Origin of the sequence: Draconibacterium sp., from assembly GCF_041583095.1 — a bacterium.
Classification (GTDB): Bacteria; Bacteroidota; Bacteroidia; order Bacteroidales; family Prolixibacteraceae; genus Draconibacterium.
The window spans coordinates 1-12,549 of the sequence record NZ_JBFHGM010000032.1 but is presented as its reverse complement, the minus strand read 5'-3'; the positions used below and the strand labels follow the sequence as shown (position 1 = coordinate 12,549).

Sequence of the window (12,549 nt, the reverse complement as noted above, 5' to 3'; positions counted from 1 at the left end):
TTTTAATCTTCTTCTTCAATTTGTGTAATTTTTGCATCAGCCCAAAGTCCTTCAAGGTTATAAAACCGCCGTGCTTCTTCCTGGAAAACATGTACCATTACATCTCCGTAATCCAACAAAATCCAAAGTGCATTTCGGTAGCCGTCGCGATGCCAAACATCTTCGCCGGTAACTTCTTTAACTGTTTGTTCTACCGTGTGTGCAATTGAATCAACATGAGTTGAGGAGGTTCCGTGGCATATAATAAAATGTCCACATTCAGTGTGACCGATACTTTCCAGATCAACGTGTTTTATATCTTTCCCTTTTATCCGATGAATACCTTCAAGAATTGCTTCTATTAAAACCTTTGAATCTTCTGCTTTATTCATAAAAATTTATTGTACCCTACAAAGATAATCTTTTTGTCCATTAACCATTTTTTAAGAGAATGGTTTACTTTTGAATTTATATGTTTTTAACGGACAAAAATATCATTGTTTTTAATGAGCTCGATAGTACCAACAACTATGCCAAGCAACTGGTGCGGGAAAAGGCGGCTCAAGGCACTGTCGTTTTGGCACATTACCAGGAATGTGGACGTGGGCAGGTTGGTAATTTTTGGGAAAGTGAACGCGACAAAAATTTGCTTTTCAGTGTGATTTTATACCCTGGTTTTTTAGAAGCCGGAAAACAGTTTTACATCTCGAAAGTTGTAAGTCTGGCTTTGGCCGACGTACTAAAACAGCATTTAAATGATGTGAAAATTAAGTGGCCCAACGATATTTATGTGGGCGAAAAGAAGATTGCCGGCATTTTAATTGAAAACACGGTGAAGGGCATAGCACTTGATTCTTCGATAGTTGGAGTGGGGTTGAACGTTAATCAGGAACAATTTCTGTCGGATGCACCCAACCCGGTATCGATGAAACAGCTCTTAAAAAAGGAATTTGATATTCAAGCTATTTTGAAAGCGTTTTTACAGCGGCTGGAGGATTATGTTGAGGTTTTGCGTGAGGGGAAACTGGAAAAAGTTGATGCGGAATATTTTCAGTCTTTGTTCAGAAATGAGGGTTTGCATCCATACCGGAAAGCCGGCAAAGAGTTTAGCGCCAGAATTGCAGGAATTGGCAGTTTTGGGCAACTCCAGTTGGAAGAGCCCGACGGGAATGTTACAGAATATATGTTTAAAGAGGTGGAGTTTGTTATCTGAAGGATTGAAGGATGAAGGATTGAGGGACTGATTTTTGGATTGCTAAATTGGCAAATTGAAAAATTAGTAATAACGTTCAACTATAATATCTCAGTGTAGCTCTGTGAAAATCTCTGTGTTACTCTGTGGTAAAAAAATGCCTACTAATTTGCCAGCTGCCTATTCCTTCTAAAATCTACAATCGTTAATCATCATTCGAAATTCCTTCTGTGCTGAAAACTGAAAACTGCGACTGAAAACTGTTACTGATAGGGCAGCTTCGAAAGCGTGTCGGCCAACTGATTAATGCCTTCTTCCAGTTTGCTTCCGGCCATCATCTTAATCATCATGCTCATTTCAGCATGAAGCGTTAAGCGCATTTTTGTTTTGTATTCATTAACCGGCATTAACTGAATCCAGAAAGTAAAACTCAGCGGTAAACCACCCGAACTTTCCACTTTTATCGTTTTAAATGGCTCGCGGTTAACAATTTTAATTTCGGCAAGTCCCAGCCCGGTGATGTTGAATTTACACGAGTCGCGATCCGACTCAAAATCTGTAATTTTAATTTGCGGAACCTTTTCGGTTATTTTCTCTATCAGTCCTGAATTGAGGTAAGCAGACAGGTTTTCGAAATTCGACAGGTAATTAAAAACCACCTGCTGGTTGTGCTCGATAACTTTTACTTCGCTAACGTATTTGTTGAGTGCCATAGTAGTTATAAAAAATCCCGCCCCCAATAACCATCAGGAGCGGGAGATATTAAATGTCTTTATTTTCTGTTATTTCCCCCAGTTTGCAGGGTCTTCGCGTCATTCCATCAGCGACTCCACCTGGTCTTTTGTAATGTCGCCTCTTTCCAGCGAAAAGTCGATCAGGATCTGGTAACGGCTCAACGACGTAAGTTCGATACCCGCTTTTTCGAAGTTTTCTTTTGCCAACGGGAAATTGTAGGTAAAAATTGAAACCATTCCCACAACATCGCCACCAAAGTTGTTAACTGCCTCGGCAGCTTTCAAACTACTGATTCCAGTAGAAACAAGGTCTTCAACCACAACAACTTTTTTGAAAGGTTTCAGATCGCCTTCAATCAGGTTTTCCAATCCGTGACCTTTTGGTTTCGAACGAACATAAATGAAGGGAAGTCCTAATTTGTCGGCTACCAGTGCTCCAATTGCAATGGCTCCGGTAGCTACCCCTGCAATTACTTCTGCCTCCGGGTATTTTTCCTGAATCAGCTGAACAAATGCATCGCGAATGAACGCGCGGGTATCAGGATAAGAAAGCGTTTTTCTGTTATCGCAATAAATGGGAGATTTCCAACCCGATGCCCATGTAAATGGATTATCTGGTTGTATCTTTATCGTGTTAATTTCAAGTAATCGCTTGGTTACTTCTGTTTGTATATTTTCCATAATGATGTGCAATTTTAATTCAATGCAAAAGTATAAAGTTTTTTTGAATGAAAAGAGGATCGGTTTTGTGCCGGGCGCGAATATAACATTGAGTAAACTATGCCAGATTTTGACCGAAAACAGCGGCATTGAAGCGATAATGGACTGGCTGCAGGATTTTGAAAACGGCGATTTCTTGGAAACTGTTGTAGAACATCCTGAGGTTGAGAAACTGTTTCAGAATTTCAGATCGGCATTTTTGCAAATGGATGCTGCAGGCGGCGTTGTAAAACGTGACGGCAAATTGCTGTTTATTTTCAGAAACGGGAAATGGGATCTGCCCAAAGGAAAAATCGATAAAGGTGAAAGTGTTGAAACTGCCGCTTTACGCGAAGTGGAAGAAGAATGTGGCATTACAAACCATTCCATAGTAAATGCGCTGCCATCAACTTATCACATTTACAAATCACCGTACAAAAATACACTGGGGCAGTGGGTTTTTAAAGAAACCTTTTGGTTTGAAATGGACTATCATGGTTCGGAAAAACCAATTCCTCAAGAGGAAGAAGGCATTACCGAAGTACGCTGGTTTCAGCCGAATGAGTTGGACGAGGTGCTCGAAAATACCTATGGAAACTTAAAAGCGCTGATAGAACTTTACCGGGCCTGATTGCGCTGACGCATAAAAAGTTCGTTGCGCAGCCAGGTGCCAAATTGTTGCTCGAAACCGTTTAGCGGTGCTTTGGCATCATCAAATACGACCTGGTGTTTTTCGTTTAACAGAAAACATTGTGGAAACGAACGAACTTTATATTCAGCAATGGCTTTATTTTCAGTGTCTATTAACACGATCGCCGGCACCTTATTTTCTTTAAAAAAACTGTCAATTCCCGCTCTGTCGGTGTTTCGCAGCACCACAAAAATATCGAGGTTTTTATTAAACAGTTCGTTCAGGCGGCTCAGGTATTTTAAGTGCTCCTGACAAATTACCGTTTCAACATCGGCAAAAACAATGTATTTAAATTTCTCCTGGCTGTCGTTCGTACAAAGCCTTTTGCCGTTAAGGTCGTTTAAACAAATGGGCGATGCTTCGCTACCTTTTTCCAGAAATGTGATTTTGGCGGTAACGTTTTTGGCTGCCTCACGGATTTTTGATTCGCGGTTTCCTGTAAAGTGTTTGCTGCCGATCATATTTTTAATGGCTTTCACCGGAAATTCTTTGGAGTAAAAACCATCGTGCAGCATTTTTAATAATACCAAATCGGCCATGGTTCCCGAGAGTTTATATTTCTCCGAAACAAAATCAAGCAAGGCGTTTATGTTTTCGCCGGCAACTGCAGCCGATACCTTTGCTCCGCCAATGGCTTTTGCCGAAAAGCTAAGTTGCTTGTTGAAAGTTTTGTCGAATAAGGTTTTAAACGACTGGTGTCCCCAGAATTTCGGCGAAATTGATTGGAAAACAGCAGAATAATCTTCAGGGCTCATTCTAAAAATGTCAGCTTCCATAAGTTTTAAGCGCAAGGTTTTATGCAGCTCAAAACTTTCTGATCCTTTTTCAGGAAAAGCCTCGTCGATGCCGGCTTTTAGTCGGTTAAAGGCAGCTTCGGATTGCTGAAAGTATAAGGCATTAAAATCTTTATCTGTTAATTCGTTTAGTTTCTGTTCAAAGCGGCTGATCTTGTCGTTGAGCATATCGCCATTGTTGGTATAAATCCAAAAAGCAATGGGCTGGAAGTAGGGGTTCTTTTGGTCGGCAAACGATTTCTTTTTTAATGGAGGGAGTTTTAAATCAATGCTTACTCCCGGCTCCAGTAAAAGCATCCCGCGGTAAATGCCAAACTCGGAGAAAGTAAAAAACGGCTCATCAATTTGTACAGAAGCCTCGCATGTTCCTTCGCTGTTGAATTTTAAAGTGAAAGCCACTTTGTTGTTGTTGGAAATCGGGTCGGCAAAGGCATAAAAAGTAAGTTCTTTGTTGGCGTATTCGGGATTGGTACAACGAATGTTTGTGCCCCTTCCATTTAACGAAAAGCTCAGCGCCATGATGAGGGTTATCAGAAAACGTATGCTATGGTTCATAGGTGTTATTCAATTTTAAACTCGCTCATATCCAGTCCCTTTGGCAGGAACAGGCTTGCATCGCCACCATGCGAAACAATATCGCGAATTATACTGGCGTTAACCGGCGTATGTTCCGGCAGGGTGAGCAAAAATACCGATTCAATCTCGGGGTGCATTTTTTTATTGATCTGTGCAATAGAACGTTCATATTCAAAATCGGAGGAGGTACGTATACCGCGTAAAATATATTTTGCGCCCACCTCTTTACAAAAATCTACGGTCAAACCTTCGTGTAAGCGAACCTCAATGGTAGGTTCGTTTTCAAAAACCTGGTTGATCCATTTCATCCTTTTTTCAATTGGAAAGAACGGTTTTTTGTTGGCGTTAAAGCCGATCATGATATAAATTTTGTCGAACATTGAAATGGCACGCCGAACAATCGACTCGTGTCCTACTGTAAAAGGATCAAAAGATCCGGGGAATATGGCTATTCTTTCCATTTTGAATCGTTTAAAGTGCTTCAAAATTAGCTAAAAATGCTAAGTGTAAAAAACGAAGGTGGCAGCTAGTTTATTGCTTTTGCCCGGTTTGAGCTCACAAACAGGATGTTACCCAGATCATTGTAGCCTTCGCTGAATTCTTCAATATTTCTCAATGCATCAGTGGTAAAACCAATGATTGTAAGGTCGGCATCGGCCGAGTATTTCATGATTTTGCTTTTTCGGTCGCCCGACTCAAACGTCACCATCGATATATTCGACGGGCTGATTGGTAAACGTCCGGCTTTTATCAATTCCAGAAGTTGATTGCGTTTTTCCTCAACATCCTGCTCGGGATAAAGCGCGAATATTTTAATTTTTCCTTTTTTCCACTCGGGGTGGCCTAAAATGATGTAGCCCAGCAAAATCATCAGGTTGGCGTTTACATAGTCTTCCGGGCTTATCCATATATGTATCTCTTTCTTATAACCAAAACTTTTGTACGATGTATTCAGAATACAAATGTCGAAACCGGCCGATTCAACAATCTGGTAGTTGCCGGTAATTTCTTTCAGATTCCCCGGATCGGTTCTCGAGAATTCAAAAAGAATAAGGTTGTTTCCTTTGCCTGATATTCCTGAAAGTTGCACCACCTGCGCAATTGCAGAAGTATACGATGGCGAAATTATCGTATCGAGATAAACGCGGTTCTGACTTCCGGCTGATAGTTGAATCAGGCGGTCGAGAATTTTCTTCGATTCGGTTGTATTCTTCTCGTTCAGCAAACCTTTTATAAAATGAATGTAGGTTCCAAAGCCGTATTTGTACGAAATCCAGCGCATAATATCGAATGCCGAGCGGCGTTTAAACGTATCGTGCGAAATACAAACACCAAATGGTCGCCAGCTTTTATCTTTTTCGCTGTCGGCACGCTGCAGCATAATTTGCAATTGGCGGCTAAGCTGGAAGATTACTCCACGGAACAATTTGTTAAGTCCCTGGTTCTCCTCGTTGTTTAGCATGATAACGTAATATATAATTGCCATAATTACCACCGAAACAGCTGCATAAGTGGCATTCATTTGAAACATTAGCCACAGCGACGAAAGTGTTCCGATAAGCGATAAATGCCAGCTTGAACGGAATGTTGGGCGGTAGGCCGGATCGGCGGCAAAGTGTTCCAGTAAGGAGATGAGGCAGATGGCACTGTAGGTTACCATAAAGAACATGGAGATGATTTGGGCCACAAAATCAACATCGCCAACTACCACAAAAACAAATGCAATAACAATGGTTATCAGCGATCCGTTAATGGGTTCATTATCGTTTTTTCTTCCTTTGGCAAACCAGCGGTTGATGTTGTTCTGCGGGAAAATATCGTCGTAGCCAATGGCTTGTAAGGTTCGTGGTGCAACCATTATTGAGCCTAATGCCGAACTTAACGAGGCCGCTGCCAGCCCGATCGGGATTATTGGCCCCCAAATGGCGATTTTGGTCATAATCAATTGGTCGGCCACCAAATCTTCGGGTGTTGCCGATACGGCAAATTTGTAGGCAACGGCAATATATACCAGCATGCCAACTACAGTGGCCCATAAGGTTCCCCGGGGAATGGATTTTTTAGGATCTTTTAAATCGCCCGAGAGTCCCAATCCTGCTGCAAGCCCGGTAAATGCCGGGAAGATAATGGTGAAAACAAAGAAGAAATTCAGGTTATTCGGAATTTTGCTGTGAAAATTAACCACTTCAGGTTTTATCGATGAATCGCCTAAAAAGAACATAGCGATGGAGGTCAATAAAATGGCAACTACCACGTACAGCGCTTTCATTCCTACATTTGCCCCTTTTGTAAGAATTAATCCCGAAAGTAAAACCATGGTAGGAATGGAAATCCACCTTCGGTCGGGGATGAAAAAATTATACGTTTCGCCAATCCATCTTATCACCGGCTCAAAAGCCTCGCCAAAAGCAATTACATAAAAAGCTACACTAATGGCTTGCGAAAGGTATAGGGCAATTCCAATTGCTCCTCCAATATTCAACCCGAACGAGCGGCTGATAATGTAATAGGCACCGCCACCTTGTACGCGCTGGTTGGTAGCAATTTCGGCAACGGCAAAAGCTGTGGGAATAGTCACAATATGACCTAAAACGATTATACCAATAACACCAATAAAACCAACCTGCCCAACAGCCCATCCAAAACGCAGAAATAAAATTGCTCCGAGTATGGTAGAAAGTGCCGTTAGAAAAACCGGCATGGTTCCAAATTTTGCATTTGTATTTACCAGCGATTTTGCCATAGTAACTCTGTTTGTGGTTTTAAAGGTGAAATATAATTCTGAAATTTCAAATCTTTTTTAGAAAATTTAGTGGGTATGTAGAAAGACGTAAAATATTTTTATAGCGGGTAGTTATTGAAAAAATTCTGACTTGATGTTTTTACCAGAACCTTTGCATTTTCAGGCATTACCAGAAGGTTGTCAAGCGACACAAATTCATCGTTAATTACCAGTTGGAGGGTATCTTCGTGGCGTAGTTCTACTATTTCCGAAATCCGAATCCATCCTTGATACGTGTCGTGCACGTGTCGGGTGTTCATTTGTTTGTAAAACTTCTGCTTACCTTCTGTATTAAACACTTTCACCTCTGCTTTGGGCATGTCGTATTTTCTACTGTCGACAAAAAGCCAGAATGACAATTCGTATTTCCCCTCTAGGAATTGAGGTCCGATTTTTTTATCGAGTAAAACTTGTTGCCCTTTTCTACTGTAAAAAGAGGCATTCCCACTAAAAATTGTTTTAGCAGAACCATTTTCAAAACCATTAAATTGAATTGAGTTTATAGCTGTGTCAGTTGCAATTTCTCCAAACGATTGTAAGTTCGGAATCTCCGATTCGACGCTATCGTGCCACTCTTTGTAACTGTGATGAAATACGGATAACGGTAGTTTGGAAAGTGTGATATATTTATCTTCCCAAAAGATCTCGGCTTTGCTTTGCAACCATTTCTCCCGATCATTCAATGTTTCTTTTGCGCAGACCAACAAAATAGGTTTGTCATTCATATCGTCGAGTCGTGTTTTTCGAATGGCCGGAGCTGCCAGCATTTGAATACTGCTGAGTGCCTGCGAAAAAGAAAGCCTTGGCGAAAAGCTTTGAATAAGTGGTAATCCGGTGTGATAGGAACATTTCATCGCCTCGGAAAAACCATTCAGGCTGTGTTCAAAAATTAGTTTATCGCCGCAGGTGCTGGCAAAAGGCAAAAAGAAAATCGCCTGAAATTCATCGGGATTTACTTTCGCTTGCTGAAAACGTGCCCGGAATTCGCTGTCGTTCGATTCAAGTTTGTCGTTTGTATTTAATAGCCCTCGTGTGCTACGTTTTATATTTACTCCGGCGTCAATAGCCCAGTAACCGATTGCAAACACCAGTAAAACAGTGGCAACAACCGGAAGCTTTTTTATTTTTAGCAAGCGGAATAATCGAAAAATAAACCAAGCTGTGTAAACTGTAAAAACATAATAAAAAATCCATGTGAAACGCCCCAGTGCTCTAAACTGCTTTATCGGAGGGAGTATGTCCAATAACCAACCAAAACCGTATTTAAACGGAATACACATTGAAAATAATAGAATGAGAATGGAAGCGTAGAAAAATACTTCGATCTTTTTTGTGGGTTTAAAAATCTTCAAACTGCTTTTCTTTTTACTGATGAGATTGAATAATGCGGTTATGAAAATTGAAACAGCGAGTAAAGTGGCCGGTAGTCCAACATAAGCTCGTCCTTCCCATTGAAAATCCATGTTGATATAATTTCCCAGAATACTTTTCAGTTGCGAACCCGGAGGCAGGAAGATGCTAAAAAAGTTGGCATGGTAAACGTAAAACCCATAAGGGTTATCTGGCCGATCGGAAACCCAATCGGTTGCCGAAACCAGCCCTTTTATAATAATCAAAGGTATTACTGCGATTGCAAATAAATACAGACCGGTTTTCCAATATTCCGAGAGTTTTTTTCTGTGGTTCCAGCACTCGACGATCAATACACCGAAAAGTAAAATGGTATAAAAAGCAACAAAATAGGCGCTCGTAAATCCTCCAATTAAGGCGGCAAGAACCAAAAGGATCGACCAAAGTATTCGTTTATCACCTAGCCTCCAGCGGATTAAAAAGTACCAGAACATTGGCAGAAAAACGGCATAAACCATTTCAAAATGACCATGTATCCGATCGAATTGCGGACTCAGAAACAATATAATGAGCGATATTATTCCGGAGTACCAACGCGGTAGCGAATAGTGCCGGAGAATCAGAAAAATAAAGGGTAGAGCCAGAAGAAAAAGTGCCAGCATTGTCAGGTTTAAAACAGCCACTCCGTGATTGGCAAGCGGGTAAATATTGTTGTCGATAAACTTTACAAACTGCAGATAAAGAGGATGCGAATTAATGTATTGCAAATGGTCGCCGTAAGGATAGTTTATTCCATCGTGACGAATGCCATCGTCGTATTTTAAATAATAAGAGAAATTGAAATAGCTTTTTAGTGCATCGCCACCTTTCGAATATAAAATAGAGTTGGGGTGTTGAAATACGGGTTTAAGGTTTAAGAAGAGTATTAGTATTGCTATTAGAGTAAGGAAAAATATTATTAGCCAATTTTTTTTCATGAATAGTTATTTAGGAACCAATTTAGGTATGGCTTAAATTAAAGTTTAAAAATACTTACGTTTTTATATTCGCCAATTTTATTTTGAAGATAGGGTTTGAATTCCTGGTGTTCTATTTTGTCAATGTCGTTAACAATCAGATATTTCGCACCGATTGATTTGAACTCCTCCATTCGTTCTTTGGGTTTCCCTTTAGTTGGAACATAACCATAATCTGTAAATCCTTTTTGATCCATAAGTACCAGTGAGATATTAATACTGTTGTCAGGAATACTTATGACGAGATCTTCCCTGTTTATTCCCAGCGATCGCAAATATGGAGTTATTGATTCTAATGCTTCTGTTGTATTGCGATATTTGTATTGTTTATAAGCGTATAATTCCTTCTCGGCTTCCGATAAGGCAACATCATATTTTAGCATCGGATCGTTTACATCATATTTCAACCTGTTCATCATAGTTGTTAGGTAGATTAATGTCACTACTCCCACAAATGCAATTAATTTCAGGAGTTTGCTCTTAAAAACCACTGCAACCCTGTTTTTTAATTCACTTAAGAATCCCAGTAAAATAAGAGGGATTAGAATAAGTAAGTTGATAAGATAATAGTCGTGAACATCGAAAGCTTTGAACCATAGTAAGACGTAAAGTGCTGCACCGATAAAAGAGATAAAGATGATTAGTAAGTAGTTGCTTCCCTTTTTTACCCAAAAAACAACATTAGTCAATAAGAGAATACCAATAACCGCCAAAGCTTTTTTATTGAAAAATGATGGGAGTAATGTAAAATACAAGCTTTTCCATATTTCATTTCTTTCTTCCTGATTTAAATCCCAAATGGGAAATAAATCTTGCAGAAAGATTCGATTGTTGGTTGAATTATAGTAGTCGGTATATTTTACCCAAACAAAAATAATAGTACCAATTAGAATGTACGGGATGAATTTACCCAGCTGTTTGGTTATCTGGAAACCGTATTTTCGAAAATCAGTTGTGGTTTGTAGTAGTTGAAATGATAAAAATGCAACCACAATGATTAAAGAAGTTATTTTTAATAATCCGGCAATTGTGAAACATAGAACCGCTATCCAAATCCATTTCTTTTTGCCGGTATCGATAAATAAAAAGTAGCACCATATTCCTGTTAATGAAAGCCCAAAAGCCGGAGCGTTGGGCAGGAAGTTGTTGGTGTAAAATACCAATGCCGGTGATGAAAAAAGAAAAATGGGAATAAATATGGCCCAAAAGTTATCTTTTAGTATTCTATAAGATATTTTATAAAGCGAAAATAATCCGCTAAAAACAAGTAAGATATTTAATCCTCTGTATATAAAATATCGTTTGCCAAATAATGTCCAAAGTTTAGCTACCGTATAATATATAATCGGGAATTCGGATATGGTTTTCCCATTTCCATTGGGGCCGGTCCAGTGAACTTCAGGTTCGAAAAAGTTTAACCCTTCCTTGTAATAATTAACTGCAATCGACAAACAGTCGGTAGCCCTCCACATATGCGGAAACCATGGCCCTCTTAGAATAATCTCGTGGTAATTGTAAAGTAAACTTACCAGTAATAAAATGAACAGAAATAGTACATTCTTATTTTTTATTTCCACTTTCATCCTTTTTCGTTTGAGTTGGCAGATTGTTATACCTTACTTCTCTTTTATATAAAGTTTTAGCTCACGCTCTGTAGGCAGATCTACTTTTTTATACCCGTTTTTTTGTGCAAACTCAACAAGTTTTAACTCTAAATCTCCAGGGTAATAGCCTGTTAAAATGGCATCCGGTTGATTGGTTTGCATAAAATTATCCACCTCTTTTTTCGAGATAATATTAAACTCTTTTCTTGTATCATCAGGAATTGAGTGTGAGGTACGCCAAATAAAAGGGCTGCTTACAAATTCTTTATAAATTTTAATGGAATCACTTTCTAAAATCTCTGCAGGCGATAGCGTCAACACTTTTGCTTCACCATTTATTGCTACATCAACCAAAGTGCTTATTCTGTGTCGACTAAGCGCGTACCATGATCCCGTTCTTTTCATGTCATACGCTTTTTTATAATTCACCTCTAACGGCGGAATTATCGATAACACAAAAAACAGGATGGCTACATAGTTAAAGTATTTTTTTTGCGAACCAAGGGTATAAAAGATAACAACGATCAGAAAAACCGATAGCGGATATACATATTGAATAATAAGTAACTTACCAACCGAGAGGTATACCAGAAATGGTAAAGTAAGGAGCAGAACATTAATCTTGAAATTTAACTTGTTGTCTTTTATAAGATTGAAAACTTTAAGTATCAGTACCAAAATTAGCCCTGCCAGTAGAACTGATGACTGCCATTTCTTCAGCACCTTATCGAAAAGTTCCGCTAATTTTTCACCTAGGGAAAGTGCTGCTCCGGGTTGCGCCTTCATATCGATTTTAAAATGAAACTGGTAGATGTCGAAAAGAAAGCCTTTGGGGGCCATTGAGATAAGAATGAACACAGGAATCAGTCCTGCAAAAACACCAAGCGAAAAGTATAGGAACTGTTTCATCTTAACTGTTGTTGTCTCTTTTTGAAACAATAAAATACTCAGTGCAAATGGGATGATGAAAAAAATGAAATGCATTCTGAACCCAACTGCAACTCCCAACAACAATCCACTAATTGCTGCTTTTATCGATAGACGTCTGCTTCTGTCGGTTGATGTAAGCACTAAAAATGACAGCATTGAAAGCAATAATGGGAAGTCGTAGGTAAATCGTGCAAAGGCATAT

The 12,549-nt window shown here is 39.4% G+C and carries 11 protein-coding genes; 2 read left to right on the top strand and 9 right to left on the bottom strand.

Annotation, left to right across the window (positions count from 1 at the left end; all coding sequences use genetic code 11):
- Positions 1–2: 2 nt before the first annotated feature.
- Positions 3–371 (bottom strand): ribosome silencing factor, encoded by a 369-nt coding sequence (rsfS, locus tag ABZB17_RS04980; RefSeq protein WP_372648381.1) that lies wholly within the window; start codon positions 369–371, stop codon positions 3–5.
- 80 nt (positions 372–451) lie between these two features.
- On the opposite strand from rsfS, the gene ABZB17_RS04975 reads away from it, so the two are divergent.
- On the top strand, positions 452–1,192 hold the full coding sequence (locus ABZB17_RS04975; protein ID WP_372648380.1) for a biotin--[acetyl-CoA-carboxylase] ligase: 741 nt from the start codon (positions 452–454) through the stop codon (positions 1,190–1,192).
- A gap of 242 nt (positions 1,193–1,434) precedes the next feature.
- Here ABZB17_RS04975 and ABZB17_RS04970 read toward each other — a convergent pair whose 3' ends face one another.
- Together ABZB17_RS04970 and pyrE are read right to left on the bottom strand one after the other, a co-directional pair.
- Entirely contained in the window at positions 1,435–1,884 is a 450-nt protein-coding gene (locus tag ABZB17_RS04970; protein ID WP_319500773.1) for a hypothetical protein, read from the bottom strand.
- Between the two features lie 99 nt (positions 1,885–1,983).
- Positions 1,984–2,586 carry an orotate phosphoribosyltransferase gene (gene pyrE / locus ABZB17_RS04965; RefSeq protein ID WP_372648379.1) on the bottom strand — a complete coding sequence of 201 codons (603 nt, stop codon included), beginning with the start codon at positions 2,584–2,586 and terminating at the stop codon, positions 1,984–1,986.
- Positions 2,587–2,608: 22 nt separating this feature from the next.
- On the opposite strand from pyrE, the gene ABZB17_RS04960 reads away from it, so the two are divergent.
- Positions 2,609–3,235, top strand: coding sequence for an NUDIX hydrolase (locus tag ABZB17_RS04960; RefSeq protein WP_372648378.1), 627 nt, complete (start codon positions 2,609–2,611; stop codon positions 3,233–3,235).
- Here ABZB17_RS04960 and ABZB17_RS04955 read toward each other — a convergent pair.
- From ABZB17_RS04955 to ABZB17_RS04930, 6 genes are all read right to left on the bottom strand, one after another.
- Positions 3,223–4,644, bottom strand: a complete 1,422-nt coding sequence (locus tag ABZB17_RS04955) for a redoxin family protein (RefSeq protein WP_372648377.1) — start codon at positions 4,642–4,644, stop codon at positions 3,223–3,225. The two genes, ABZB17_RS04960 and ABZB17_RS04955, sit on opposite strands and share 13 nt — an antisense overlap.
- Positions 4,645–4,649: 5 nt before the next feature.
- On the bottom strand, positions 4,650–5,126 hold the full coding sequence (coaD, locus tag ABZB17_RS04950; RefSeq protein ID WP_045026106.1) for a pantetheine-phosphate adenylyltransferase: 477 nt from the start codon (positions 5,124–5,126) through the stop codon (positions 4,650–4,652).
- A gap of 65 nt (positions 5,127–5,191) precedes the next feature.
- Entirely contained in the window at positions 5,192–7,408 is a 2,217-nt protein-coding gene (locus ABZB17_RS04945) for an amino acid permease (protein WP_372648376.1), read from the bottom strand.
- Positions 7,409–7,506: 98 nt separating this feature from the next.
- A complete protein-coding gene (locus ABZB17_RS04940; RefSeq protein ID WP_372648375.1) occupies positions 7,507–9,774 on the bottom strand; it encodes a hypothetical protein in 2,268 nt (755 codons plus the stop codon).
- Between the two features lie 38 nt (positions 9,775–9,812).
- Positions 9,813–11,396 carry an ArnT family glycosyltransferase gene (locus tag ABZB17_RS04935; RefSeq protein WP_372648374.1) on the bottom strand — a complete coding sequence of 528 codons (1,584 nt, stop codon included), beginning with the start codon at positions 11,394–11,396 and terminating at the stop codon, positions 9,813–9,815.
- A gap of 33 nt (positions 11,397–11,429) precedes the next feature.
- Positions 11,430–12,549 (bottom strand): hypothetical protein (locus ABZB17_RS04930; protein WP_372648373.1); only part of this gene is annotated, 1,120 nt, incomplete at its 5' end.

What these genes read in the sequence shown, in the direction of transcription:
- ABZB17_RS04975 (WP_372648380.1), top strand. Translation starts at nt 452, where the DNA reads ATGTTTTTAACGGACAAAAATATCATTGTTTTTAATGAGCTCGATAGT.
- ABZB17_RS04945 (WP_372648376.1), bottom strand. Translation starts at nt 7,408, where the DNA reads ATGGCAAAATCGCTGGTAAATACAAATGCAAAATTTGGAACCATGCCG.
- ABZB17_RS04960 (WP_372648378.1), top strand. Translation starts at nt 2,609, where the DNA reads ATGCAAAAGTATAAAGTTTTTTTGAATGAAAAGAGGATCGGTTTTGTG.
- ABZB17_RS04955 (WP_372648377.1), bottom strand. Translation starts at nt 4,644, where the DNA reads ATGAACCATAGCATACGTTTTCTGATAACCCTCATCATGGCGCTGAGC.
- coaD (WP_045026106.1), bottom strand. Translation starts at nt 5,126, where the DNA reads ATGGAAAGAATAGCCATATTCCCCGGATCTTTTGATCCTTTTACAGTA.
- pyrE (WP_372648379.1), bottom strand. Translation starts at nt 2,586, where the DNA reads ATGGAAAATATACAAACAGAAGTAACCAAGCGATTACTTGAAATTAAC.
- ABZB17_RS04935 (WP_372648374.1), bottom strand. Translation starts at nt 11,396, where the DNA reads ATGAAAGTGGAAATAAAAAATAAGAATGTACTATTTCTGTTCATTTTA.
- rsfS (WP_372648381.1), bottom strand. Translation starts at nt 371, where the DNA reads ATGAATAAAGCAGAAGATTCAAAGGTTTTAATAGAAGCAATTCTTGAA.
- ABZB17_RS04970 (WP_319500773.1), bottom strand. Translation starts at nt 1,884, where the DNA reads ATGGCACTCAACAAATACGTTAGCGAAGTAAAAGTTATCGAGCACAAC.
- ABZB17_RS04940 (WP_372648375.1), bottom strand. Translation starts at nt 9,774, where the DNA reads ATGAAAAAAAATTGGCTAATAATATTTTTCCTTACTCTAATAGCAATA.